Below are 23,662 nucleotides of genomic sequence, written 5' to 3'. Positions count from 1 at the left end.
GCGCCTGATCGTTCAACGCTGCTTGTACACACCCAGGTAACGCGTCGCCTCGGCGTCGGCCCCCTGGAATCCCTTGACGTCAGCCGCGCTGACCACCGGATCGGTCATCTGCGAGATCATCATGATCGGCCCCGCCAGCTGGTCGTAACGCTGCTGCACGCGGTGGTACATGCTCAGCTTGGCGGCCTCGTCACGCTCCACGCCGAGCCTGTCGATCAGGCCGTTGAGCTCGGCGTCCTGGAAGGCCGCGCGCCAGCCCTGGAAGTTGGCGATACCGGCGTCATCGCGGTTGTCCGGGTTGTAGACGAAGGTGCGCAGGCTGAAGTAAGGGTGCGGATAGCGCTCGGCGCCGCGGGCCACGATGATCTCGAAGTTGCGTGCACGCATGGCGCCGTACACCTGGTTGCCGGTACCGGTGATGATGCTCGCCTGGATGCCGGCCTGGGCCAGGGTCGATTGCAGGCTGGCGGCGATATTCACGAAAGGCGGCTCGGCCAGGGTGCGGATGGTGGTCTTGAAGCCCTGCGGGTGGCCGGCCTCGGCCAGCAGCCGCTTGGCGGCCTCGACGTCCAGCTGGTAGCCCGGGTCCGGCAGGCGCGCCTCCAGGCCCAGCTGCATCGGCTGCTGGTTGAGCGTGCCGTAATAGGGCATCACCACCTTGTCGAGGCCCTGGTAGTCGATCAGCGAGCGCACGGCCTTGCGCACGCGGATGTCCTCGAACGGCGCCGACTTCATGCTCATCGCCACGTAGTACATGGTGCCGCGCGGCAGGGTCTGGATCTGCATCTGGCCCTTGGCGGCCAGCGCCTGGAGGTCGGAGGCGGCCATGCCGTAGCCCATGTCCAGATCACCGCGCTCGAGCATCAGGCGCAGCGACTGCGACTCGGTGATATGGCGGATCAGCACGCGCTTGAGCTTGCTGGCGCCACCCCAGTAATCGGCGAAGGCGCTCATCACCAGGGTGTCGTTGGCACGCCAGGAACTGAGCGTGAAAGGGCCGCTGCCGGCTTCGTTGGTCACCAGCCAGGCCGCGCCCAGGTCGCCATTCTTCTCGTGCTCGAGCACGGTCTTGCGATCCAGCACCACGGCGCTTGGCGAAGTGGCCAGGGTGTCGATCAGCAGCAGCGGGTCGGTGGGCTGCGGCAGGTCGATGATCAGCGTCGAATCGTTCTCGGCGCGGATCAGTTGCCCAATATTGTCCAGGGTGTAGCCGTAGGCTTTCCAGGTGGTGGCCAGGCCGTAGTTGAGCTTGAGCACGCGGTACAGCGACCAGGCCACGTCTTCGGCGGTCACCGGGTTGCCGGAATGAAAGCGCGCGTCGCCGCGCAGGTGGAACGTCAGCTGGCGGCCGTCCTCGCTGACTTCCCAGCGCTCGGCCAGTTGTGGCACGTGCTCGTCCGGGCTGCCGTCCTTGCGCAGGATCAGGGTGTCGTAGAGGTTGGCGTTGATGCCCGAGGCATCCAGCCCCGGGGCGTTGGCCGGGTCGATGGAAAACAGGTTGGCCATGCTCATGCCGACGATCAGCTGATCGTCTGGTGTCTTGGCCTGGCCCAGCAGTGGAGCGGCGCACAGCAGCGCACCGAGCACCGTGCCCAGCACGGTGGAGCGAAACGATTTCATGCGGATATCCCTATTTTGTAATTATTGAAGGGCTGCAATCGATTAATTGGGTATCAGGTCAACGGGTGCGCGGATCGAACACCTTGTACAGCGCATCGCTGAGCAGGTTGAGGCCGACGAAGATGAAGCCGATCACCAGCACGCAGCCCATCACCGCATTCATGTCACCGAGCAGCAGGCTGCTGGTCAGGTACTGGCCGAAACCGGGCCAGGCGAACACCGTCTCGATCAGCACCGCACCTTCGAGCAGCGAGCCGTAGGCCAGCGCCACCACGGTGAGCAGCTGCACCAGGATGTTGCGAAAGGCATGGCCCCAGATCACCTTGCGCCGCGGCAGGCCCTTGACCCGGGCGGTGAGGATGTACTCCTGGGACAGCTGCTCGAGCATGAAGCTGCGGGTCATGCGGCTGATGTAGGCCACCGAGTTGAGGCCCAGGATCAGCGCCGGCAGGAGGATGTGCTTGAGCGCGCTGGAGAAGGCCTCCCAGTCGCCAGCAAGGGCGCTGTCGATCAGCAGCATGCCGGTCACCGAGGGCACCATGCCGTCGTAGGCCAGATCGATGCGCCCTGCCCCGCCGGCCCAGCCGAGCCAGGCGTAGAACACCAGCAGGCCCATCATGCCCAGCCAGAAGATCGGCGTGGAGTAACCGAACAGGGTGACCACGCGGGCCAGGTGATCGCCCATGCGGCCCTGGTTGGCGGCAGCGAAAACACCCAGCGGCAGGCCGAGCACCACACCGAAGATGATCGCCAGGGTGGCCAGTTCGATGGTCGCCGGGAATACCCGGGCGATGTCCTCGATCACCGGATGGCCGGTGAGCAACGCATTGCCGAAATTGCCCTGGGCCAGGTCGCGCAGGTAGTAGCCGAACTGCACCAGCAGCGGCCGGTCGAGGCCCATGGCCTGATAGACCTGGTCGTAGGTGGAGCTGTCGGCATCCGGGCCGACCACCGCCAGCACCGGGTCGAGGGGCATCACCCGGCCGATGAAGAAGGTCATGGCCAGGAGGCCCAGCAGGGTCATCAGCACCGCCCCGAAACGGCGTGAGGTGCCGCCCATCCGCGTGCCGAAGAAAGACGCAGTCGAAGCAAACATATGGAGCTCCCGATTGATCGCAGCGAGTTCGTGTCAGCAAAGGCGGCCGGGGCCGCCCGCCGCTTAACGATCCTTGTGCACATCCTTGTAGCGCGTGGTCGCCGCGCTGTGGCCGACGTAGCCGACCACGTCGTGGTAGATCACCACGGTGTCGGTCATTTGCGAGATCGGCATGATGGCGCCGACCTGCTCGTCGTAGAGGTTCTGGAACCGGTGGTACAGCTCCATCTGCCTCTGCTTGTCCGGCTCCACCTCGGCCTGCTCGATCAACGCGTTCAGCTCGGGGCTGTAGAACGAGGTACGCCAGCCCTGGAAGTTGCTCAGCTTGGCTTCGTCACGGTTGTCCGGGTTGTAGACCAGGGTGCGCAGGCTGGAATGGGGGTGCCGCTCGGCGCCACCGCCACCGCGCCCAACGATGATTCCGAAGGTACGCTCGCGCATGGAGCCATAGACCTGGGTGCCGGTCCCGGTGACGATGCGCGCCTTGATCCCGGCCTGGGCCAGGGTCGACTGCAGGCTGGAAGCGATATTGATGAACGGCGGCTCGGCGAGCACGCGAATGGTGGTCTGGAAACCGTCCGGGTAACCGGCTTCGGCGAGCAGCTTCCTGGCCTCCTCGACGTTCAGGCGGTAGCCCGGATCATCCAGGCGCGCCGGTAGGCCGAGCGGCATCGGGCGTTGGTTGAGGGTGCCGTAGTGCGGCATCACCACATCGTTGATGCCCTGGTAGTCGATCAGCGAGCGAACCGCCTTGCGCACGCGGGCGTCGGCGAACATCGGCTGCTTGGTGCTCAGCGCCACGTAATAGAGCGTACCGCGCTGCACGGTCTGGGTCTTGACCTTTTCCGAGCTGCTCAGGGCGGTGATGTCCGGGGCGGACATGCCGCGGGCGATGTCCAGGTCACCGCGCTCGACCATCAGGCGCAGGGACTGCGACTCGGTCATGTTGCGCATCACCACGCGCTTGAGCTTGGCCGGGCCATCCCAGTAGTCCTCGAAGCGGGTCATCAGGATCACGTCGTTGGCGCGCCAGGCGTTGAGCACGAAGGGCCCGCTGCCCGCCGCGTTGGTGGTCAGCCAGGCACCGCCCATGTCGCCATTCTTGGCATGCTTGAGCACTTCTTTCTTGTCGAGAATGAAGGCACTGGGCGAGGTGGCCAGGGTGTTGAGCAGCAGCATGGGGTCGGTCGGGCGCGCCAGCTCGATCACCACGGTGTGGTCATCGGGGGCGCGGATCTGCTGCTCGACGTTATCGGCGGTGAAGCCATAGGCCTTCCAGGTCGAGGCGAGGGCCAGGTTGAGCTTGAGCACGCGCTGCAGCGACCAGATCACGTCCCTGGCGGTCAGCTCGTTGCCGGAATGGAACTTGACGCCGCTGCGCAGGTGAAAGGTCAGGGTCTTGTGGTCATCGCTGATTTCCCAGCGTTCGGCCAGGGCCGGCACCAGGTTGTCCGGCGCGGCGGCGTCCTGCACCAGCAGCATGTCGTACAGGTTGGCGTTGACCTCGGACACGTCCAGGCCGGTGGCGGCCGCCGGGTCGAGGGACAACAGGTTGATCATGCTCATGCCGACGATGAGCTGATCGGCGGGTGTCTTGGCCTGCGCCGTGGTCACGGAGCCCAGAGCCAGGGTAGCGGCCAGCAGGCCCGCCAGCAGGCCCGCCAGCAGATGGGGAAGTGGTTTGATCATGAGATAGCCTTCTTATAGTTATTCGACTCTCAGAACAGCGCAGCCGCGTTCGGCTGCGCAGCGATGTATCAGTAGCGGTCGACGGTGTTGGTCTCGATGTAGGCGAAGTTGATGTCCTCGCCCAGGCCCGGGCGATCCGGCAGCTGCACGTAGCCGTCGCGGTCCATCGGGTCGACGATGCTGTTCAGGTAGGCCGGCACGTCGTCGTACTCGAGGAAGGGGTGCAGCAGGCCGCGCTCGTACCAGTCGCAATTCTTGATCGCCCCGACCACCGCCAGATTGGCGGCGCCGTTGCCATGGATCTCGCAATGCATGCCATAGGCTTCGGCCAGGTGAGCGACCTTCAGGCACGGCGCGATACCACCGACCCCGGCCACGCCGGCGCGCAGGATGTCGCAGGCGCCCTGCCCGACCCAGCTGGCACGGCTCATGTACTTACCGCCGAGCGACTCAGGGCCCAGCACCGGGATGTCGAGGTTGGCCGCCAGCCAGGCGTAGGACTCGGCGGACTCTTCCATCATCGGCTCCTCGAACCAGGCGAAATCCAGTTTCTCCAGCTCACGCCCGATGTACAGGGCGTCGGTGCGGCTGTACCAGTGGTAGCCATCGAGCATCAGGGCGATATCCGGGCCAACCGCCTCGCGCACCGCGGCGCAGGCGCGCACGTCCATCTTCGGATCCGGCGCGAAGGAGATCGGCGGCATCCAGGTGTGCAGCTTGATCGCCTTGTAACCACGGGCGACCAGTTGCTCGGCGAAGCGGCCGTATTCTTCCGGCGTCGACAGGCCGCCTGGCAGGTCGTCGCCGCACATGGTGGAGCCGTAGGCGAGCACCTTGTCGCGGTAGCCGCCAATCAGCTTGTGCACCGGCTGCTTGAACCTGCGCCCTGCCCAATCCCATAGCGCCTGCTCGACCAGCGCCAGGGCGCGGTCGGTCAACTGACTGGCGCTGCCGCGCTGCCAGTGGGCGAGATCCTGCCAGATCTTCTCGCGATCCAGGGCGTTCTGGCCGACCAGCACCTTGCGCACGAAGCTGTCGATGACGTGCGGGCGAATCAGCTCGGGCGCGCCAAAGGCATAGCCTTCAACGCCGTCTTCGGTGGCGATGCGCAGCATGGCCATCCTGGCCAGGGACTCTTCGCCCGGGTGGGCATGGCCGGCCGCATCGACGCTGCGGCGGGTGGGATAGGTGAAAACCTCGACGTTGACCTGGGTGATCTTCATGAACGCGCCTTGGATCTTGTGATTATTTTGAGTGGCTCGATGTATGTTGTCATACAGCGAATGGACGGATAATTGCGCCAATCCAAAACGCTGTCAAGAAGCGGTAACGAAGAAAATTTCCTCCATATGACATGTGCAAATGCCATTACGATGCATCCATAGCCGGACGAAAATCACAAATAAATCGATATAAAACATCACCTTAATTTGAATACGGAACGATGGATACCCTCCACCGCCGACCATCGGGCAGCACATCGATCCGCCACAAAATAGCCTGTTACCCGCTTAGATAGCCTTCAAAACGCGCGGCAGAAAAAGACGACTCGAGCAAGTTGTCGTACAGCATGCGAAGAGACCTGCGAATTTCAGGCAACAAAAAACCGCGCCGAAGCGCGGTTTCAAGGAAGCGGGAACTCAGCGTTTGGCGATGATATACACCGCGTGAATGATGCCCGGAAAATAACCGAGCAACGTCAGCAGGATGTTCAACCAGAAGGCGCCAGCGAAGCCGACCTGCAGGAAAACCCCCAGCGGCGGGAGAAGAATGGCGATCAGAATGCGGATCAGATCCATGATGGTAGTCCTATAGTGGGCCCAGCTGGGCGATACCCCACAATCGACTGGCGCTGGCGACATCCGGTTCAAGAAAAATCGCCCGACCGGCGCCGCCATGACGCCAGCTAGATGGCCCCGGCTACTTTCGCATCGCCGTGCGGCGTCTATAGTGTGCTGGCCCTGTCTATAACTGCTCCACCCCTTTCAGGAGAGCTTCGATGAGCAAAACCTACAATGTGGCCGTACTGGTCGGCAGCCTGCGCAAGGCGTCGATCAACCGCAAGCTGGCTCTAGCCCTGGCCGACCTGGCCCCGCAGAACCTGAAACTGCAGATCGTCGAAATCGGCGAGCTGCCGCTTTACAACGAAGACATCGACGTCGATCCGGCTCCGGCCGCCTACACCACCTTTCGCAACGCGCTCAAAGCCGCGGACGCCGTGCTGTTCGTGACCCCTGAATACAACCGCTCGATTCCCGCGCCGATGAAGAATGCCGTGGACGTCGCCTCGCGCCCTTACGGGCAGAGCGCCCTGAGCGGCAAACCGGCCGGTGTGGTCAGCGCCTCGCCTGGCGCCATCGGTGGCTTCGGCGCCAACCACCAGCTGCGCCAGGCGCTGGTGTTCCTCGACATGCCGCTGCTGCAGCAGCCGGAAGCCTACCTGGGCGGTGCGGGCAACTTCTTCGACGAAAGCGGCCAGCTCAGCGACAGCATCAGGCCCTTCCTGCAGAAGTACATCGACACCTTTGCCGCCTGGGTGGAAAAGACCGCATAACGCCGGACCATCGCAAGGGCCCAACCGGGCTCTTGCCGCCGCGACGCACGCGCATTTTCGGCGCGCAAAAAGAAAACCCCGCCGAGGCGGGGTTTACAGACTCTATTCTGACATCCTTGATCAGAGCGCCATCCTGGCACCTTCCCACATATCCCTGTCTGCTTCAGCGCGCTTCCTGCGCTAAGTCCTTGAAGTGAAGATTACGCCTGACGCTCAAAGGCCAATAGTGGGCAAAGGCAGAACCGCGTGTAAGCAATCGCCTACACGCGCCTCGCACCCTAGAATTGCTCGGCCGCAAGCAGGTAGAGGCTGTCGCTGCCCGCGCTCACCGACGCGTTGAGCGAATGGATGCGCGGCAACAGGCGGGCGAAGTAGAAACGCGCGGTGCCCAGCTTGCCGGCATAGAAATCATCCTGCCCCTCCTTGCCCTGGGCAGTCTTGGCCATCATCGCCCACATGTAGGCGTAGGCGGTGTAGCCGAACAGGTGCAGGTACTCCACGGAGGCGGCGCCGATTTCATTCGGGTTGAGCCGTGCTCGTTCGAGCAACGCCTCGGTCTGGGTCTCCAGAATCTCCACGGCTTCCAGCAGCGGCGCCCGGAATTCCTCGGCCAACGCGGCATCGCTGGCGAAGGCCCGCACCTCCTCGGTGAAATGCCGGCAGAACGCGCCACCGCTGCCGACGATCTTGCGGCCGACCAGATCCAGCGCCTGGATGCCGTTGGTGCCCTCGTAGATCTGCGTGATGCGGCAGTCGCGCACCAGCTGCTCCTGACCCCATTCGCGCACGTAGCCGTGGCCACCGAATACCTGCTGGCCGTGGATGGTGGTTTCCAACCCGAGGTCGGTGAGAAACGCCTTGGCCACCGGGGTCAGCAGCGCCACCAGCTCTTCGGCGCGCTTGCGGGTAGCAGGCTCCTCGCTGAACTTGGCGGTGTCGAGCTGCAGGGCCACGTAACTGGAGAAGGCGCGGCCACCTTCGTTGAGCGCCTTCATGGTCAGCAGCATGCGGCGCACGTCCGGGTGCACGATGATCGGGTCGGCCGCCTTGTCCTTGGCCACCGCACCGGTCGGTGCACGACTCTGGATGCGCTCGCGGGCGTACTCGATGGCGCTCTGGTAGGAGCGCTCGCCGGTGGACAGGCCCTGAATGCCAACGCCCAGGCGCTCGTAGTTCATCATGGTGAACATCGCCGCCAGGCCGCGGTTCGGCGCATCGATGATGTAGCCGGTGGCACCGTCGAAGTTCATCACGCAGGTGCTCGACGCCTTGATGCCCATCTTGTGCTCGATCGAGCCGCAGGACACCGCGTTGCGCTCGCCCAGCGAGCCGTCGGCATTGACCATGAACTTGGGCACCAGAAACAGCGAAATGCCCTTGGGCCCGGCCGGTGCGTCCGGCAGCTTGGCCAGCACCAGGTGGATGATGTTCTCGGTCAGGTCGTGCTCGCCGCCGGTGATGAAGATCTTGGTGCCGCTGACCTTGTAGCTGCCGTCGGCCTGGGGCTCGGCCTTGGTGCGAATGATGCCCAGGTCAGTACCAGCATGGGGCTCGGTCAGGCACATCGAGCCTGCCCAGGTGCCGGCGTACATGTTCGGCAGGTAGGCCTGCTTGAGTTCTTCGCTGGCGTGGGCGTTGATCGACAGGCAAGCGCCGGCGGTGAGCATCGGATAGAGGCCGAACGACAGGCTGGACGAGTTGACCATCTCCTCGACCTGGGCGGAAATCACCTTGGGCATGCCCATGCCGCCGAACTGCGGGTCGCCGCCCACGCCGACCCAGCCGCCCTCGGCGTAGGCCTTGTAGGCTTCGATGAAACCAGCGGGCGTGCGCACCTCGGTATCGGCCCAGGTGCAGCCCTCTTCATCGCTGGCGCGGTTCAACGGCGCGATCATGCCGGCAGTGATCTTGCCCGCTTCCTCGAGGATCGCGTTGGCGGTTTCCTCGTCGACCACTTCGGCCAGGGCAGGCAACTGCGCCCAGAGTCTGGAAACCTGGAAAACCTCGTTGAGCACGAAGCGCATATCACGCAAGGGAGCTTTGTAGTCGGCCATGGGAAATCCTCGGAAGCACGGTCAGAAGCCGAGTCTAGCCCAACAACTTTTCAGACACATAGGGTCGTGTCGTGACCGATCAGCCACTGATTGGTCAGCCTGGATCGGCCTTCAGCTTGACCGCCCCGCGGCGGCGCTGCACCTGGCTGCTCACGCAGTTGCGCCCCGCACTCTTGGCGCCATAGAGCGCCTTGTCGGCGGCCTTGAGCACCTCCTCCACGCTGCGATGCGCGTCGCTGGGCTGGGCCACGCCGATGCTCACCGTCACCGACACCTGGGACGCTCCAGAGCCCGCCCGGCGCTGGCGCCCAACCTTGTCGTCGGCCGGGCGTTGCTGACGATCGCGTAGCTGGATCTGATAACCCTCGACCGCCTGGCGTATCGCCTCCAGATGCGGCATGCACTGTTCGATGTCCTTGCCGGCGAATACCAGGGTGAATTCCTCGCCGCCGTAGCGATACACCTTGCCACCACCACCCACCTTGCGCAGCTGGCCGGCAACCACACGCAGCACCTGATCGCCGACGTCATGGCCATGGGTGTCGTTGAATCGCTTGAAGTGATCGACGTCGGCCATGGCGATCACGTAATTGCGCCCCAGGCGCTGCAGGCGCTCGTTCAACGCACGGCGCCCGGGCAGCCCGGTCAACTCGTCGCGAAAGGCCATCTGATAGGCCTCGTGAGCCACGCCGACCACGATCATCAGCATTACCACGCTGGACATCACCTGCAGCGCATGGGGCTGGATGAAGGTATTGGGCAGCATCCAGAACAGTGCCAGCGCACCGACCAACTGCACGGCATGCACCGGCCGCGGCGTACGCAGGTACTGGATCAGCAGCGCGATGATCACCAGCAGGAACACCGGGTAGGCCAGCTGCACCAGGCTCATCCACTCGGCATGCAGGGACGGCCAGCGGATCACCGAAAGCCACTGTTCCAGGCCCTGGGGATAACGCCGCGCCAACGCCGCTGCCACACCGCCGACCGCCAGCAGGACGGCCGCCCGGGCGACCAGGTCCTGGATCAGGTGGGTACGCTCGCGCCACAGCGCGAACAGGCCATAGAGCGCCGGCAGCAACAGGCTGCTGAGGTGAAACACCAGCGCCGCGTCATCGCGCACCCGGCCGAACTCACGGTAGTAGTCGGCCTGCTCGTCGAGCAGGAAGTAGCCCAGGTACAGCACCAGCAACATGAACAGCTCGCGCTGACGGCCGTAGACCATGCAGAAGGTGCCGCCGAGCAGCAGCAACGAGGTGGGCAACACGTTGAACAGCGAGGTGAAGAATTCGGTCAGGGTCGGCAGGGTCGCGGCCAGCAAACCGCCGCCGAGCAGCAGCAATGCCGGCAGAAAATGTCCCAAGCGCAACGCGACGAGACGCGGCAAGGCGAGCTCCGCAGTGACCGAAAAAAGAGACTGGCATTTTGCCTGTAATTGGCTGCCGACGCACGCCGCGCCTGTCCGGTATACCCAGGGGCACAAAAAACCGCGGCACCAGGCCGCGGTTCGATTGCCACTCGCCCGATCAGTAGCTGAGGGCGAAGTCCTCTTCGCTCATGTCCATCAGGTTGCTGGCACCGGACAGCATGGCCGCCACGTGGGTACGGGTGCGCGGCAGGATGCGTGCGTAGTAGAACTGCGCGGTCTGCAGCTTGGCCTTGTAGAACGCCTGGTCACCTTCACCGGCGGCGATCTTCTCGGCCGCCACGCGTGCCATGTCGGCCCAGAAGTAGGCCAGGCAGGCATAACCGGAATACATCAGGTAGTCGACCGAGGCGGCACCGACTTCCTCACGATCCTTCATGGCGGCCATACCGATCTTCATGGTGACTTCGCCCCACTCCTTGTTGAGCGCGGCCAGCGGCCCGACGAACGCCTTGAGCGCCTCGTTACCTTCGTTGGCCTGGCAGAACTTGTGGACGATCTTGGTGAAGCCCTTGAGCGCTTCGCCCTGGGTCATCAGCACCTTGCGGCCCAGCAGGTCGAGGGCCTGAACCCCGGTGGTGCCTTCGTACATCATGGCGATGCGGCAGTCGCGCAGGTTCTGCTCCATGCCCCACTCGCTGATGAAGCCGTGACCACCGTACACCTGCATGCCGTGGGAAGCGGATTCGAAGCCCACTTCGGTCATGAACGCCTTGGCGATCGGGGTCAGGAAGGCCAGCAGGCCATCGGCCGCTTTCTTCTGCTCCTCGTCCTGGGCGTACTTGACGATGTCCACCTGCTTGGCGGTGAAGTAGACCATCGCCCGGTTGCCCTCGGCGAAGGCCTTCATGGTCAGCAGCATGCGGCGCACGTCCGGGTGCACGATGATCGGGTCGGCGGCCTTGTCCGGTGCTTTCGGGCCGGTCAGCGAACGCATCTGCAGACGCTCGCGGGCGTACTTGATGGCGCCCTGGAAACCCAGTTCGGCATGGGCCAGGCCCTGCAGCGCGGTACCCAGGCGTGCGGTGTTCATGAAGGTGAACATGCAATTCAGGCCCTTGTTCGGCGGGCCGATCAGGAAGCCGGTGGCCGAATCGAAGTTCATCACGCAGGTGGCGTTGCCGTGGATGCCCATCTTGTGCTCGATGGAGCCGCAGCTCACGCCATTGCGCTCGCCCACGCCACCGTCGGCACCGGGCAGGAACTTGGGCACGATGAACAGGGAAATCCCCTTGGTGCCGGCCGGCGCATCGGGCAGGCGAGCCAGGACGATATGGACGATGTTGTCGGCCATGTCGTGCTCACCGGCGGAGATGAAGATCTTGGTGCCGGAAATGCTGTAGGAGCCATCGGCCTGGGGCTCGGCCTTGGTGCGCAGCATGCCCAGGTCGGTACCGCAATGCGGTTCGGTCAGGCACATGGTGCCGGTCCACTCGCCGGATACCAGCTTGGTCAGGTAGGTGTGCTGCTGCTCGGCGGTGCCGTGGGCGGAAATGGTGTTCATCGCACCATGGGACAGGCCCGGGTACATGCCCCACGACCAGTTGGCGGTGCCGACCATCTCGCTGACCGCCAGGCCCAGCGATTCAGGCAGGCCCTGACCACCATGCTCCACATCATGAGCCAGGCTCGGCCAGCCGCCTTCCACGAACTGCTTGTAGGCTTCCTTGAAGCCGGTCGGCGTCTTCACGCCGGATTCGCTCCAGGTGCAGCCTTCGGTGTCGCCGACGCGGTTCAGCGGAGAGAGCACCTGCTCGCAGAACTTGGCGCCTTCTTCGAGAATCGCGTCGACCATGTCTGGCGTGGCGTCCTGGCAGCCGGGCAGGCTCTGGTAGTGCGCGTCATAACCGAGCAGCTCGTCACGTACGAAACGGATATCGCGCAAGGGGGCCTTGTAATCAGGCATAGCGGGTACCTCTGCGGGTGGTCTCTTTTGTTTGGGATGGCCGGGGGGCGGTCGTTTGCAGAATGGGCATGGGGAGAAGATCGCTCCTCTCAAACACATGTTTGAAACATACGTTTACGCCCAATGACTGTCAAGGCCGCGTATGGGCGCTCAAGCGTGAAGATCGAGCAACCCGGATGGCCGCTGCTCGTTCGCGGACGCGGCATAGAGGCTGATGCCCGCAAGCGCGAACGGACTCGTGGAGGCATCGGATGTGACCGACGGGTCGTCGCTTTTTTCGGCGTCTTCGTCGGCAGAGGCTTGGGGGGCTTCTGCCTCGCTGCGCTGCATGGCCGCCAGCTCGGCGCGCGCCACTGCCATCTGCGCCTGGGCCTGGCTGGCCACGCTGCGATCCTGGGCGGAAGGCTCGGCAGGCGCCAGCGCCGCACGAATGACGATTTCCATCTTGGTCAGGGTGGCCTGCGGGTCATTGGCGACCGCGCCGACATCGATGCTCACCTCACCGCCGGAGGCATAGCGCTTGCCATCCGGACCGCGGGTATAGGTGTAGGTAGGCGCTCCGGCATGTACGCCGCCAACGGCAGCATGGGCCTGTTCGTGGCTACGCACTTCGCGGTCACGGTTGGCCAGTTCGGCAATGACCAGTTGCAGCTTCTGCTCTTCCTGGGCCGTGCGCGGCTCGCCTGGTTTGCCAGTGCCCGTGGCAGGGGCGTCGGTCGAGGCGTCCTGCGGCTTGTCCTGCTCTTCTTGAGAGGTGGCTGCTTTGGAGGAATCGGTTTCAGTACTGGCGGCAACGGGTGCGAAAGACGCCCGGGCGAGATCGGGCGAACTGGCGGATTCGATGGGACGGGGAACAGCCGCAGAGGCAAATGAATAGGTGGAGGAGAAACCGGCAACCTGCATGTCGAGCTCCCTCCGGAGTCGAGCGCCCCGAACGGGCACCTAACTATCTGCGTTATCAGCACCGCGTTAAAACAGGCTCGGATGCGAGCAAGCAGAATGCTGATTCACAACACCTAAAGTCGAGCGCGACCGCGGTCGCTTTTTCGCCTATTTTTGTGGGGCCGCCGTCGGTATAGCGCTGACTGCCTCGCCTATTAGAGGTACCCGAAAAAAGCTGGGATTAGGCGGTGACGTCGATCAAGGTGCCCAGCACCTTGTCCGCTGTCTGCACGACACGAGCGCCAGCCTGGGCTTCGTATTGGCCAACGCGCATCTCGACCATGTTCTCGGCGATGTCGGCACGGGCTGCGGAGGGCTCGTTGGCCTGGGCACGCTCGGCAGTGACCGGCGCGCTGGCGATTTCACCGGCGGCCTGGTCGACCCGGCGCTGGCCGGACTGGATGGTATTGATACCAGCGTTGAATGCGCTGGTGGACGAGATCTGCATGGGACGTCTCCTGCTGCAGGAACTTTATAGCGTGCATTTAACCAGAAGCCGGTCAAAAGATGTACAGCCAAAAATGATGCAAGAGTTGGCGTTCATAGCATCAATCGCGATAAATCGAGGTGCCGCGCGACCTGCTCGGCGCAAACCGATGGCAGGAAAGGCACCTGCCCGATGCAAGGGGCCGCAAGCCGCTCGGCGAGCGTGGCGAGGTTATCCTCCAGGCGCGTGACGTGCGGATCCACGCCGTTGGCCACCCAGCCGGCCAGGGTCAGGCCGTCGGCGACGATCGCGTCGGCGCTCAGCAGCGCGTGGTTGATGCAGCCCAGCCGCACCCCCACCACCAGAATCACCGGAATGCTCAAGGCCCGGGCCAGATCGGCCAGCGTGGCCATGCCGCCCAGCGGCACGCGCCAGCCACCGGCGCCCTCGACCAGGGTGAAATCCGCGCCCTTGTCGAGAATCGTCCGAACAGCCGCTTGCAGCGCCGGCACCTCGAGCGACACGCCGGCATCGCGAGCCGCCAGGTGGGGCGCGATGGCCGGCGCGAACGCCAGCGGATTCACCTCCTCATAACGCAACGGCAGGCTGCACTGGGCAAGTAGCGCCAGGGCATCATCGTTGCGCAGCCCCTCGGCAGTGAGCTGGCAGCCGGAGGCAATCGGTTTGGCCGCCGCTGTCGACAACCCGGCAACGCGCGCGGCGTGAAGAAGGCCGGCCGCGATGGTGGTCTTGCCGATTTCGGTATCGGTACCGGTGACGAAATAGGCGGCGCTCATGGTCGAGGCTCCTTTTGCAGTACGCCGTAGATGACCTGGTAGGTGCACGGCAGCCCCTCGGGCTGGCGCCGCTGCTCGTAGGCATCGGCCAGGGCACGCAGCCGTGCGCGGCCGGTCAGCCCGGCCGGACGACCGTCATTGAGGTTGTGGGCGCCGAGGGCCTTGAGGCCATGGGTCAGGCTGCGCAGGTCCGGGTAATGCAGGCGATGGGCACACACCTGCAATCGCTCCACGCGCAAGCCGCTACCGGCGCATAGCAACTGATAGTCCTCGGCGCGGCGAAAGCGATTCACGTGCACGAAACCGTCCACGGCCTGCCAGCTGTCGCGCAGCTCCTGCAAGGTGCCGACGCACAGGCTGTTGAACGCCAGCACACCGCCAGGCCGCAGCACCCGGTGCGCCTCGCCGAGTACGGCGGCGAAGTCCGCGCACCACTGCAGCGCCAGGCTGGAGAAGACCAGGTCGCAACTGCCATCGCGCAGCGGCAGCTGCTCGGCATCGCCGGCCACGAAAGTCTGGGCCCCACCCGCATGCCGGGCGTGCTGCACCATGCCCTCGGCGATATCCATGGCAATGCCTTGGCTGCGCGGATAGCGGTCCCTCAGCCCACGGCTGAAAAACCCCGTGCCACAGCCCAGGTCGAGCCAACGCTGCGGCTGCAGGACCGGCGGCAGATACCCCAGCAACTGCCGGCCGACGTCGCGCTGCAGTTGTGCCACGCTGTCATAGGTGTCGGCGGCCCTGGAAAAGGATGCGGCTACCCGACGTTTGTCCGGCAGCGCACTCATTTTTGCACCTCCAGAAAGCGCTCGACCGCAGCCACCACCTCGCCCACCTGTTCGACCACCAGGGCATGGCTCGCGCCCTCGACACGGCGCACCGTAGCGGCCGGCTGTAGCGCCTGGATGGCCGCCGCAGTCGCCACGGGCACCAAGGCATCGTCAGCTGCGAACAGATGCAGTTGGGGCCCGGTGAACTGCTGCAGCGCCGCTCGTGTGTCGAGTGCGGCAAGCAGATCCAGGCCGGCCAGGGAATCGGCACCATTGGCCTGTTCCAGCAAGCGGCGGGACAGACCGCGAAAATCGACGGCACCCTGGCTGCAGAGCATGGCGAAACGCTTGAGCGTGGCGGTGGGGTTCAGGGCATAGGCCTCGCGAAAGGCCGCGAAGGTGGCTGCCGGCATCGCTGTGGGCCAGGCCTCGCTGACGGTGAACCGGGCATTGCTGGCCAGGGTCAGCAGGCCCGGGCACTCCACGCCGCGGCGCGCCGCCAGCAAGGTGGCGAGCATGCCACCCAGGGACCAGCCACCCAGCCAGACGCCACGGGGCAAACGGTCGTCGAGCGCCTCCAGGCTAAGCTCGATGTCAGCCCGTTCGAACGCCGGCAAGGCTTCGATGCGCACCCGAAAATGGCCGGCCAGCGCCTCGGCCAACGGCACCAGCGGCGCACTGCCGAGGCCCCAACCGGTTAGCAGAATCAGCGGCTGAGCCATCACGCGGGCTCCCCGGGTAGCTGCGCCCAGCACTGGGCCAGGGCGTCGAGCAGGTGATCCACCTGGGCCGGCTCATGGGCGGCGGACAGGGTGACCCGCAGGCGCGCGCTGCCCGCCGCAACGGTGGGCGGACGAATCGCGGTGACCAGCAGGCCGTGCTCGCGCAAGGCCCGGGACAGGGCCATGGCACGGGCGCTGTCGCCGATCAGGATCGGCTGGATCGCGGTGCTGCTGTCCATCAACGTCAGCCCGATGCTCGCAGCCCCCTCACGGAATCGACCGATCAGCGCCGCCAGGTGCTCACGGCGCCAATGCTCGCTGCGCAGCAGTTCGAGACTCTTGAGGGTGGCGCAGGCCAGCGCCGGTGGCTGGCTGGTGGTGTAGATATAGGGCCGGGCGAACTGCACCAGGGTGTCGATCAGCGCCTCACTGCCCGCCACGAAGGCACCCGCGGTACCGAACGCCTTGCCCAGGGTGCCGACCAGCACCGGCACCTCGTCCAGGCCCAGGCCGAACTGCTCGACCACACCGCCGCCGGTGGCGCCCAGGGTGCCGAAGCCGTGGGCATCATCGACCATCACCCAGGCCTGCCGGCGCCGCGCTTCGGCACACAGCGCCGGCAGGTCGGCAACATCGCCGTCCATGCTGAACACGCCGTCGCAGACCACCAGAGTATTGCCCTCGGCCTTGGCCAGGCGGCTGGCAAGGCTTTGCGCGTCATTGTGCAGGTAGCGCGAGAAACGCGCGCCGCTGAGCAGACCGGCGTCCAGCAGCGAAGCGTGGTTGAGACGATCCTCGAGCACCGTGTCGCCCTTGCCCACCAGTGCGGTGACTGCACCCAGGTTGGCCATGTAACCGGTGGAGAACAGCAGCGCCCGCGGCCGCCCAGTGAAGTCGGCCAGGGCTTCTTCCAGTTCATGGTGCGGCGTACTGTGGCCGATCACCAGATGCGAGGCGCCACCGCCGACGCCCCAGCGCTGGGCGCCGGCACGCCAGGCTTCGACCACCTGCGGGTGATTGGCCAGGCCCAGGTAATCGTTGGAGCAGAAGGCCAGCAACCGGCGGCCATCCATCTCCACCAGCGGTCCCTGGGGGCTGCCCAACAGGGGGCGCTGGCGATACAGATCGGCAGCACGGCGCTCGGCCAGGCGAGCGGCAAGATCGAAAGACATGGAAGCGGCTCCAGGCGGCAAGCTCCAGGCTTCAGGCGAGCAGAACTGACTTGCAGCCTGCCGCTGGTGGCCCGTAGCCCTGTTAAACGGCGGCGTCGTAGAACAGCCGCGAGTCACGCTGCTCGACCAGCGCCTGCTCGATGGCGGCCTGGTGCACCTCGTCGGCATGTTCTTCCCGCGCTTCGGGCTGAATGCCGAGGCGGGCGAACAGTTGCATGTCCTTGTCGGCCTGGGGGTTGGCAGTGGTCAGCAGCTTCTCGCCGTAGAAGATCGAGTTGGCGCCGGCGAAAAAGGCCAGGGCCTGCATCTGCTCGTTCATCGCCTCGCGGCCGGCGGACAGGCGCACGTGGGACTTGGGCATCATGATGCGCGCCACCGCCAGCATGCGGATGAAGTCGAAGGGGTCGACGTCCTCCTCGTTGGCCAGCGGCGTACCCTCGACCTTGACCAGCATGTTGATCGGCACCGACTCCGGGTGCTCCGGCAGGTTGGCGAGCTGGATCAGCAGGCCGGCGCGGTCGTCCAGCGACTCGCCCATGCCAAGGATGCCGCCGGAGCAGATCTTCATGCCGGCCTCGCGCACGTAGGCCAGGGTTTGCAGGCGCTCGCTGTAGGTGCGGGTGGTGATGATGCTGCCGTAGAACTCCGGCGAGGTGTCGAGGTTGTGGTTGTAGTAATCCAGCCCCGCTTCTGCCAGGGCGGCGGTCTGCTCCCTGTCGAGCTTGCCCAGGGTCATGCAGGTTTCCAGGCCCAGGGCTTTCACCCCCTCGACCATCTTCAGCACGTAGGGCATGTCCTTGGCGGACGGATGCTTCCACGCCGCGCCCATGCAGAACCGCGTCGAGCCGATGGCCTTGGCCTCGGCGGCCGCCTCCAGCACCTTCTGCACTTCCATCAGCTTCTGCTTGTCCAGGCCGGTGTTGTAGTGCCCCGATTGCGGGCAGTACTTGCAGTCTTCCGGGCAGGCGCCGGTCTTGATCGACAGCAGGGTCGAGACCTGCACGCGGTTGGCGTCGAAGTGCGCGCGGTGCACGGTCTGGGCCTGGAACAGCAGGTCGTTGAAGGGTTGCTCGAACAGCGCCCGAACTTCATTCAGGCTCCAATCGTGACGCAGGGTGATGGCGGTACTGGCGCTCATGGGGGCAAGTCCTTATCTACAGGCGGCCTGCTACAGTCGAAACAGACCCAACACGGATGTGCGGCATAGTTAAGGAAGCCCCATGCACTGTCAACCACCCCCAATACTCAAGGTTTACAATTGGTTAAAAATAAAACAAACCTGCTTGCTGTGTGACGAGCGGGTCGATACGCCCCTGCCGCTATGCGCCGGCTGCGAGGCCGAGTTGCCCTGGCTCGGCGCCCATTGCCAGGTTTGCGCCCTGCCGCTGGCGGTCGATGGCCTGACCTGCGGCAACTGCCTGAAACGGCCGCCACCGTTCAGCCGGGTCGAGGCGCCGTGGGGCTATGGTTTCCCCGTCGATGCGCTGATCAACCGCTTCAAGCACCAGGCGCGCTGGCCCATCGGTCGCCTGCTCGGCGACCTGCTCGCGCGGCACCTGGCCCACGCATTCAACGAAGGGCTACCCAGGCCAGACCTGCTGCTGCCCGTGCCGCTGTCGCCGAAGCGCCAGCGCCAACGCGGCTTCAACCAGGCGCAGATGCTCGCCGAGGTGCTCAGCCGCGCGCTGCAGATCGCCCCGCGCAGCGACTGGCTGCTGCGTATCGGCGACCCACCCGCCCAGCAGAAACTGGATGCCGCTGCACGCCGGCGCAACCTGCGCGGCGCCTTTACGCTGTCGCCCAGCGCGCGGCCAAATGGCCTGCACCTGGCACTGGTCGACGACGTGCTGACCACCGGCGCCACGGCCCAGCAACTGGCACGTCTGCTGATCCGTGCGGGCGCGTTGCGTGTGGATGTCTACTGCCTGGCGCGCACGCCGGCACCGGGCGATCATTGACGAGGCCGGGGCCGTCGCGCACAGTGACCGGCCGTCGTACTGATCGCCGCCCCTGCCATGTCCACCCTTTCGTCTCTCGCCCAGCACGTTACCCGCCGCCCGCAGCGTATCGCCCTGCTCGAACAGATCGCCGCACAAGGCTCGATCACCCGTGCGGCCAAGGCTGCCGGCATGAGCTACAAGGCGGCCTGGGACGCCATCGACGAACTCAACAACCTGGCCGACCAGCCCCTGGTGGCCCGCAGCGTCGGTGGCAAGGGCGGCGGTGGCGCACGACTCACCTCGACGGGTGAGCGCCTGTTGCACCTGCACCAGCGCCTGCAGGCGATTCAGGCCGACCTGCTGCAGGCCGCCGACGATGACGCCGACCTGCAGATGCTGGGCCGCCTGATGCTGCGTACCAGCGCGCGCAACCAGCTCAGCGGCCGGGTGCGGGCGATCCATCCACAGGGCGGAAACGATCGGGTCGACGTCGAGTTGCCCGGCGGCGCGCTGATCCAGGCGCAGATCACCCGCAGCAGCACCGCGCACCTGCAACTGCAGCCGGGCGTGGCGCTGCTGGTGCTGATCAAGGCCGGCTGGCTGCAGCTCAGCGCCGTGGCCGAAGCCGCCGATCCACAGCTCAACGAACTGCTCGGGCGCGTCGAGCAGATAATGCTCGACGCCGACGGCCCCTGCGAGGTACGCATCGCCCTGCCCAACGGCCAGACGCTGTGCGCCCAGGCTTCTGCCGAGCAGCTCACGGCTCAGGGCCTGGTGGTGGGCAGCGCGGTGCGCGCCCAGTTCGCCGCCACCCAGGTGCTGCTGGGTACCCAGGTCTAGCGAATAATGCCGGTGCCCGCCGTCGAGGCGTTACACTCTGCGGCCAACCGCAGGAGCCGCCCATGACCCATCCTTTCGCCGCCCTCACCCCCGATCTGGTTCTGGATGCCGTGGAGAGCCTGGGCTACCTCAGCGATGCCCGCGTGCTGGCCCTCAACAGCTACGAAAACCGCGTCTATCAGGTGGGCATCGAGGCCGAGACGCCGCTGATCGCCAAGTTCTACCGCCCGGATCGCTGGAGCGACGAGGCGATCCGCGAGGAACACAGCTTCACTGCCGAACTGGCCGACTGCGAGGTTCCGGTGGTGGCGCCGCTGCAGCGCGACGGCGAAACCCTCTTCGAGCACGCCGGCTTTCGCTTCTCGCTGTTTCCGCGGCGCGGCGGGCGAGCCCCGGAGCCCGGCAATCTGGATCAGCTCTATCGCCTCGGCCAGTTGCTCGGCCGTCTGCATGCGGTCGGCTCGCTGCGCCCGTTCGAACACCGCGAAACCCTGCGGGTCGACAACTTCGGCCATGCCTCCCTGGCGACCCTGCTGGACGGCAACTTCATCCCCAGGAGCCTGTTGCCCGCCTACGAGTCGGTGGCGCGTGACCTGCTCAAGCGCCTGGATCAGCTGTTCGCAGAAAATCCGGCAAAAGCCATTCGTCTGCACGGCGACTGCCACCCGGGGAACCTGCTGTGCCGCGACGAGACCTATCACATGGTCGACCTGGATGACTGCCGCATGGGCCCGGCGATTCAGGACCTGTGGATGATGCTGGCCGGCGAACGCCATGAGCGCCTCGGGCAGATCGCCGAGCTGGTCGACGGTTATCAGGAGTTTCACGACTTCAACCCGCGCGAGCTGCCGCTGATCGAAGGTTTTCGCTCCTTGCGCCTGATGCATTACAGCGCCTGGCTGGCACGCCGCTGGGACGATCCAGCCTTCCCGCAGAGCTTTCCCTGGTTCGGCAGCGAGCGCTACTGGGGCGAGCAGATCCTTATGCTGCGCGAGCAGATCGCGGCGCTGGAAGAAGAGCCGCTGAAGCTGTTCTGAGTCAGCCACGCCGATAACAAAAAGCTGAACGCGCAGACAACTGCGCACTAGAATGATGCATCCTGCTACTGCCTCACTAAGGACTTACATGGCCACCGCAGATCTGCGCCGCGGCTACATCCTGGGCCTTTCCGCCTACGTCATCTGGGGTCTGTTCCCGATGTACTTCAAGGCGATCCAGGCCGTTCCCTCCCTGGAAATCATCGTTCACCGCGCCATCTGGTCCGCCCTCTTCGGCGCCCTGCTGCTGCTCGTATGGAAGCACCCGGGCTGGCTGCGTGAACTGCTCGACCACCCCAGGCGCTTCGCGGTGCTGGCCGTCAGTGGTGCGCTGATCGCCGGCAACTGGCTGATCTACGTCTGGGCGGTGAACAACGAGCGCATGCTCGAGGCGAGCCTGGGCTACTACATCAACCCACTGGTCAACGTGCTGCTCGGCATGCTGCTTCTCGGTGAGCGGTTGCGTCGCCTGCAGTGGGTGGCGGTCGCCCTGGCAGCCGCCGGCGTGGCTCAGCAACTGTGGCAGGTGGGCAGCCTGCCCTGGGTATCGCTGGCCCTGGCACTGAGCTTTGCCAGCTATGGGCTGATCCGCAAGAAAGCGCCGGTCGCCGCACTGCCGGGCCTGGTGGTGGAAACCTGGATACTGCTGCCCCTGGCCATCGGCTGGATCCTCTTTCACCCGGCAGCCATGAGCAGCCAGCCGGCGTTCTGGACCACCAGCGAAGCGCTTTGGCTGATGGCTGCCGGCCCGGTGACGCTGATCCCGCTGGTGTGCTTCAACGCCGCCGCTCGCCACCTGCCGTTCGCGACACTGGGCTTTTTGCAGTACATCGCGCCGACCCTGGTACTGCTGCTGGCCGTGTTCGTGTTCGGCGAGCATTTCGACCCGGCGAAACTCATTTCCTTCCTGTTCATCTGGGCGGGCCTGGCGGTATACAGCGTCGACGCCTGGCTGACGCTGCGCAAGCGCTAGGCCGCGGTTAGCCGTCGCCAGCCTCTGCGCATGCGCAGGCTGGCGACGGGTTGAGACGGCACCTTGTCCACGAAACCGACCATCAGCGATTGCAGTGCGTAGTCGCATCCTGCAATCATATGCGAATAATTATTGCTTTATTTCTCCCTTATTTGCGGAGCCACCTGTGTCGGTCGGGGAATCCACGCATCAGCAACTGACGGGCCAGCTCTATCGCGACCATCGCGATTGGCTGCTCGGCTGGCTGCGCAAAAGCCTGGCCTGCCCGCAGCGGGCCGAAGACCTGAGCCAGGACACCTTCGTCCGCCTGCTCGGCAAACCCGACCTGCAGCACCTGCGTGAACCGCGTGCCCTGCTCGGCACCATCGCCCGCGGGCTGCTGATCGACCACTTCCGCCGCAACGCCGTGGAACGCGCCTACCTCGAAGCGCTGAGTCACGGGCCCGAGGCCGTGCATGCCAGCCCGGAGGAGCAGGCCCTGATGCTCGAAGCCCTGCACGAGATCGACCGCCTGCTCGGCACCTTGACATTCAAGGCACGCAGCGCCTTTCTCTACAATCGCCTGGACGGGCTCGGCCACGCCGAAATCGCCCAGCGTCTGGGTGTTTCGGTACCGCGGGTCCGTCAATACCTCGCCCAGGCGGCCCGCCAGTGCTACGTCGCCCTGTATGGAGCGCCGACGGCATGAGTGGCGCGTCCGTGCCGGTCAGCAATCGGGTGCTGGAGGCCGCCATCGAGTGGCAGCTGCGCCTGGATTCGGGCATCACCAGCGCGCGGGAAAAACGCGAGTTCCAACGCTGGCTGGCCGCCGACCCCGAGCATGTGCGCGCCTGGAAGCAACTGACCGGCCTCGATCAGCAACTGGCCGTGGCAGCGGTTCCGGCCGCCCGCAAGGCCCTGCTCAGGCACCCGAAACGTAACACGCAGCGGCGCAGCCTCGGTGGCCTGCTCGGCGTGCTGCTGGCCAGCCTGCTCGGCCTCGGCCTGCTCAACCAGCAGCGCCCGCTGAGCGACTGGCTGGCCGATGAAAGAACCGCCGCCGGCGAACAGCGCGAGCTGCAACTGGCCGACCGCAGCCGGCTGCGCCTGAACAGCCGCAGCGCCGTGGACATCGTTTTCACGGCCGATGCACGCCGCCTGTTCCTGCGCAGCGGCGAGATTCTCGTGGAGACCGCCCACGGTGATCCGCGGCCATTTCTGGTCGAGACCGAACAGGGCACCCTGCGCGCCCTGGGCACACGTTTTCTGGTCCGCGAGGAAGACCAGGGCACACGCCTGATCGTGCTGCAGTCGGCCGTGGCCGCGCATCCGCAGTACGCCGCGGATGAGCGGGTGATCGAGCAGGGGCAACAGGTGCTGATGACCCGCGAGGGCCTTGGTGCCAGCCTGGTCGCACCGGTCGCCGCCGATGCCTGGATGCACGGCATGCTGGTAGTGGAAAACGTACGCCTGGCCGAGTTGCTGGAGCGCCTGGGCGAGTACCACAGCGGCTATCTGGGTGTCGATGCCGGCATCGCCGACCTGCGTATCAGCGGCAGTTTCCCCCTGCGTAACCCTGACCTGGCCCTGGCGGCCATCCCCGCCAGCCTGCCGGTGCGGGTGCAGCGCTATGGCGACTGGTGGATTCGCGTGGTGCCGCAGGCAGAAAAGTCCTGGTAAAAAATTTTGCGCTGGCCCTATCACTTTTCGCCCTCGGC

Annotated in this window: 22 protein-coding genes; 7 read left to right on the top strand and 15 right to left on the bottom strand. The window is 65.3% G+C overall.

From position 1 onward, the window contains the following. Positions 1-12: 12 nt before the first annotated feature. The 5 genes from SA190iCDA_RS05645 to SA190iCDA_RS05625 all read right to left on the bottom strand — a co-directional run bounded on the left by SA190iCDA_RS05645 (position 13) and on the right by SA190iCDA_RS05625 (position 6,204). Entirely contained in the window at positions 13-1,620 is a 1,608-nt protein-coding gene (locus SA190iCDA_RS05645) for an ABC transporter substrate-binding protein (RefSeq protein WP_070884499.1), read from the bottom strand. Positions 1,621-1,678: 58 nt separating this feature from the next. Continuing rightward, the gene (locus SA190iCDA_RS05640; RefSeq protein WP_070884500.1) at positions 1,679-2,716 is read right to left on the bottom strand and encodes an ABC transporter permease; all 1,038 of its coding nucleotides are present in this window, start codon (positions 2,714-2,716) and stop codon (positions 1,679-1,681) included. A 63-nt stretch (positions 2,717-2,779) separates the two neighbouring features. Then, positions 2,780-4,405, bottom strand: a complete 1,626-nt coding sequence (locus SA190iCDA_RS05635) for an ABC transporter substrate-binding protein (protein WP_070884501.1) — start codon at positions 4,403-4,405, stop codon at positions 2,780-2,782. 68 nt (positions 4,406-4,473) lie between these two features. Further along, positions 4,474-5,628, bottom strand: coding sequence for a mandelate racemase family protein (locus SA190iCDA_RS05630; RefSeq protein ID WP_070884502.1), 1,155 nt, complete (start codon positions 5,626-5,628; stop codon positions 4,474-4,476). Between the two features lie 417 nt (positions 5,629-6,045). Beyond that, positions 6,046-6,204: a YqaE/Pmp3 family membrane protein gene (locus tag SA190iCDA_RS05625; RefSeq protein ID WP_070884503.1), complete on the bottom strand. Its 159-nt coding sequence runs from the start codon at positions 6,202-6,204 to the stop codon at positions 6,046-6,048. A 200-nt stretch (positions 6,205-6,404) separates the two neighbouring features. On the opposite strand from SA190iCDA_RS05625, the gene SA190iCDA_RS05620 reads away from it, so the two are divergent. Then, the gene (locus SA190iCDA_RS05620) at positions 6,405-6,959 is read left to right on the top strand and encodes an NADPH-dependent FMN reductase (protein WP_070884504.1); all 555 of its coding nucleotides are present in this window, start codon (positions 6,405-6,407) and stop codon (positions 6,957-6,959) included. Positions 6,960-7,237: 278 nt separating this feature from the next. On the opposite strand, the gene SA190iCDA_RS05615 is transcribed toward SA190iCDA_RS05620, so the two are convergent. The 10 genes from SA190iCDA_RS05615 to bioB all read right to left on the bottom strand — a co-directional run bounded on the left by SA190iCDA_RS05615 (position 7,238) and on the right by bioB (position 18,313). Beyond that, positions 7,238-9,013, bottom strand: coding sequence for an acyl-CoA dehydrogenase C-terminal domain-containing protein (locus SA190iCDA_RS05615; RefSeq protein WP_070884505.1), 1,776 nt, complete (start codon positions 9,011-9,013; stop codon positions 7,238-7,240). A 94-nt stretch (positions 9,014-9,107) separates the two neighbouring features. Continuing rightward, positions 9,108-10,400 (bottom strand): sensor domain-containing diguanylate cyclase, encoded by a 1,293-nt coding sequence (locus SA190iCDA_RS05610; protein WP_070884506.1) that lies wholly within the window; start codon positions 10,398-10,400, stop codon positions 9,108-9,110. A 139-nt stretch (positions 10,401-10,539) separates the two neighbouring features. Continuing rightward, entirely contained in the window at positions 10,540-12,345 is a 1,806-nt protein-coding gene (locus SA190iCDA_RS05605) for a phenylacyl-CoA dehydrogenase (RefSeq protein ID WP_070884507.1), read from the bottom strand. Between the two features lie 150 nt (positions 12,346-12,495). Further along, on the bottom strand, positions 12,496-13,248 hold the full coding sequence (locus tag SA190iCDA_RS05600) for a putative metalloprotease CJM1_0395 family protein (protein WP_070884508.1): 753 nt from the start codon (positions 13,246-13,248) through the stop codon (positions 12,496-12,498). A 220-nt stretch (positions 13,249-13,468) separates the two neighbouring features. After that, on the bottom strand, positions 13,469-13,735 hold the full coding sequence (locus SA190iCDA_RS05595) for a hypothetical protein (RefSeq protein WP_070884509.1): 267 nt from the start codon (positions 13,733-13,735) through the stop codon (positions 13,469-13,471). A gap of 92 nt (positions 13,736-13,827) precedes the next feature. Next, positions 13,828-14,511, bottom strand: a complete 684-nt coding sequence (bioD, locus tag SA190iCDA_RS05590; protein WP_070884510.1) for a dethiobiotin synthase — start codon at positions 14,509-14,511, stop codon at positions 13,828-13,830. Then, a complete protein-coding gene (bioC, locus tag SA190iCDA_RS05585; RefSeq protein ID WP_070884511.1) occupies positions 14,508-15,299 on the bottom strand; it encodes a malonyl-ACP O-methyltransferase BioC in 792 nt (263 codons plus the stop codon). The genes bioD and bioC overlap by 4 nt, the downstream gene beginning before the upstream one ends. Continuing rightward, positions 15,296-16,003: an alpha/beta fold hydrolase gene (locus SA190iCDA_RS05580; protein ID WP_070884512.1), complete on the bottom strand. Its 708-nt coding sequence runs from the start codon at positions 16,001-16,003 to the stop codon at positions 15,296-15,298. Before SA190iCDA_RS05580 ends, bioC begins: the two co-directional genes overlap by 4 nt. Next, positions 16,003-17,175, bottom strand: a complete 1,173-nt coding sequence (bioF, locus tag SA190iCDA_RS05575) for an 8-amino-7-oxononanoate synthase (RefSeq protein WP_070884513.1) — start codon at positions 17,173-17,175, stop codon at positions 16,003-16,005. Before bioF ends, SA190iCDA_RS05580 begins: the two co-directional genes overlap by 1 nt. An 82-nt stretch (positions 17,176-17,257) precedes the next feature. Then, on the bottom strand, positions 17,258-18,313 hold the full coding sequence (gene bioB / locus SA190iCDA_RS05570) for a biotin synthase BioB (RefSeq protein WP_070884514.1): 1,056 nt from the start codon (positions 18,311-18,313) through the stop codon (positions 17,258-17,260). Positions 18,314-18,395: 82 nt separating this feature from the next. Here bioB and SA190iCDA_RS05565 point away from each other — a divergent pair, with 82 nt between their 5' ends. The 6 genes from SA190iCDA_RS05565 to SA190iCDA_RS05540 all read left to right on the top strand — a co-directional run bounded on the left by SA190iCDA_RS05565 (position 18,396) and on the right by SA190iCDA_RS05540 (position 23,624). Then, a complete protein-coding gene (locus SA190iCDA_RS05565; RefSeq protein WP_070884515.1) occupies positions 18,396-19,133 on the top strand; it encodes a ComF family protein in 738 nt (245 codons plus the stop codon). A 57-nt stretch (positions 19,134-19,190) separates the two neighbouring features. Continuing rightward, positions 19,191-19,955, top strand: coding sequence for a TOBE-like domain-containing protein (locus SA190iCDA_RS05560; RefSeq protein ID WP_070884516.1), 765 nt, complete (start codon positions 19,191-19,193; stop codon positions 19,953-19,955). A gap of 62 nt (positions 19,956-20,017) precedes the next feature. Continuing rightward, positions 20,018-20,992 (top strand): serine/threonine protein kinase, encoded by a 975-nt coding sequence (locus SA190iCDA_RS05555; protein ID WP_070884517.1) that lies wholly within the window; start codon positions 20,018-20,020, stop codon positions 20,990-20,992. An 88-nt stretch (positions 20,993-21,080) separates the two neighbouring features. Beyond that, positions 21,081-21,965 (top strand): EamA family transporter RarD, encoded by an 885-nt coding sequence (gene rarD, locus SA190iCDA_RS05550; RefSeq protein ID WP_070884518.1) that lies wholly within the window; start codon positions 21,081-21,083, stop codon positions 21,963-21,965. Positions 21,966-22,131: 166 nt separating this feature from the next. Then, entirely contained in the window at positions 22,132-22,653 is a 522-nt protein-coding gene (locus tag SA190iCDA_RS05545; RefSeq protein ID WP_070884519.1) for an RNA polymerase sigma factor, read from the top strand. Further along, positions 22,650-23,624 carry a FecR domain-containing protein gene (locus SA190iCDA_RS05540; protein ID WP_070884520.1) on the top strand — a complete coding sequence of 325 codons (975 nt, stop codon included), beginning with the start codon at positions 22,650-22,652 and terminating at the stop codon, positions 23,622-23,624. The genes SA190iCDA_RS05545 and SA190iCDA_RS05540 overlap by 4 nt, the downstream gene beginning before the upstream one ends. Positions 23,625-23,662 lie beyond the last annotated feature (38 nt).

The organism is Pseudomonas argentinensis, assembly GCF_001839655.2.
In the GTDB taxonomy this organism is placed as follows: domain Bacteria; phylum Pseudomonadota; class Gammaproteobacteria; order Pseudomonadales; family Pseudomonadaceae; genus Aquipseudomonas; species Aquipseudomonas argentinensis_B.
The sequence above is the reverse complement of the archived record's forward strand: the minus strand, read 5'-3'. Positions and strand labels throughout refer to the sequence as shown.

Bases quoted from the DNA above. Each gene is read 5' to 3' on its own strand.
- SA190iCDA_RS05645 (WP_070884499.1), bottom strand. From the start codon at position 1,620: ATGAAATCGTTTCGCTCCACCGTGCTGGGCACGGTGCTCGGTGCGCTG.
- SA190iCDA_RS05640 (WP_070884500.1), bottom strand. From the start codon at position 2,716: ATGTTTGCTTCGACTGCGTCTTTCTTCGGCACGCGGATGGGCGGCACC.
- SA190iCDA_RS05635 (WP_070884501.1), bottom strand. From the start codon at position 4,405: ATGATCAAACCACTTCCCCATCTGCTGGCGGGCCTGCTGGCGGGCCTG.
- SA190iCDA_RS05630 (WP_070884502.1), bottom strand. From the start codon at position 5,628: ATGAAGATCACCCAGGTCAACGTCGAGGTTTTCACCTATCCCACCCGC.
- SA190iCDA_RS05625 (WP_070884503.1), bottom strand. From the start codon at position 6,204: ATGGATCTGATCCGCATTCTGATCGCCATTCTTCTCCCGCCGCTGGGG.
- SA190iCDA_RS05620 (WP_070884504.1), top strand. From the start codon at position 6,405: ATGAGCAAAACCTACAATGTGGCCGTACTGGTCGGCAGCCTGCGCAAG.
- SA190iCDA_RS05615 (WP_070884505.1), bottom strand. From the start codon at position 9,013: ATGGCCGACTACAAAGCTCCCTTGCGTGATATGCGCTTCGTGCTCAAC.
- SA190iCDA_RS05605 (WP_070884507.1), bottom strand. From the start codon at position 12,345: ATGCCTGATTACAAGGCCCCCTTGCGCGATATCCGTTTCGTACGTGAC.
- SA190iCDA_RS05600 (WP_070884508.1), bottom strand. From the start codon at position 13,248: ATGCAGGTTGCCGGTTTCTCCTCCACCTATTCATTTGCCTCTGCGGCT.
- SA190iCDA_RS05595 (WP_070884509.1), bottom strand. From the start codon at position 13,735: ATGCAGATCTCGTCCACCAGCGCATTCAACGCTGGTATCAATACCATC.
- bioD (WP_070884510.1), bottom strand. From the start codon at position 14,511: ATGAGCGCCGCCTATTTCGTCACCGGTACCGATACCGAAATCGGCAAG.
- bioC (WP_070884511.1), bottom strand. From the start codon at position 15,299: ATGAGTGCGCTGCCGGACAAACGTCGGGTAGCCGCATCCTTTTCCAGG.
- SA190iCDA_RS05580 (WP_070884512.1), bottom strand. From the start codon at position 16,003: ATGGCTCAGCCGCTGATTCTGCTAACCGGTTGGGGCCTCGGCAGTGCG.
- bioF (WP_070884513.1), bottom strand. From the start codon at position 17,175: ATGTCTTTCGATCTTGCCGCTCGCCTGGCCGAGCGCCGTGCTGCCGAT.
- bioB (WP_070884514.1), bottom strand. From the start codon at position 18,313: ATGAGCGCCAGTACCGCCATCACCCTGCGTCACGATTGGAGCCTGAAT.
- SA190iCDA_RS05565 (WP_070884515.1), top strand. From the start codon at position 18,396: ATGCACTGTCAACCACCCCCAATACTCAAGGTTTACAATTGGTTAAAA.
- SA190iCDA_RS05560 (WP_070884516.1), top strand. From the start codon at position 19,191: ATGTCCACCCTTTCGTCTCTCGCCCAGCACGTTACCCGCCGCCCGCAG.
- SA190iCDA_RS05555 (WP_070884517.1), top strand. From the start codon at position 20,018: ATGACCCATCCTTTCGCCGCCCTCACCCCCGATCTGGTTCTGGATGCC.
- rarD (WP_070884518.1), top strand. From the start codon at position 21,081: ATGGCCACCGCAGATCTGCGCCGCGGCTACATCCTGGGCCTTTCCGCC.
- SA190iCDA_RS05540 (WP_070884520.1), top strand. From the start codon at position 22,650: ATGAGTGGCGCGTCCGTGCCGGTCAGCAATCGGGTGCTGGAGGCCGCC.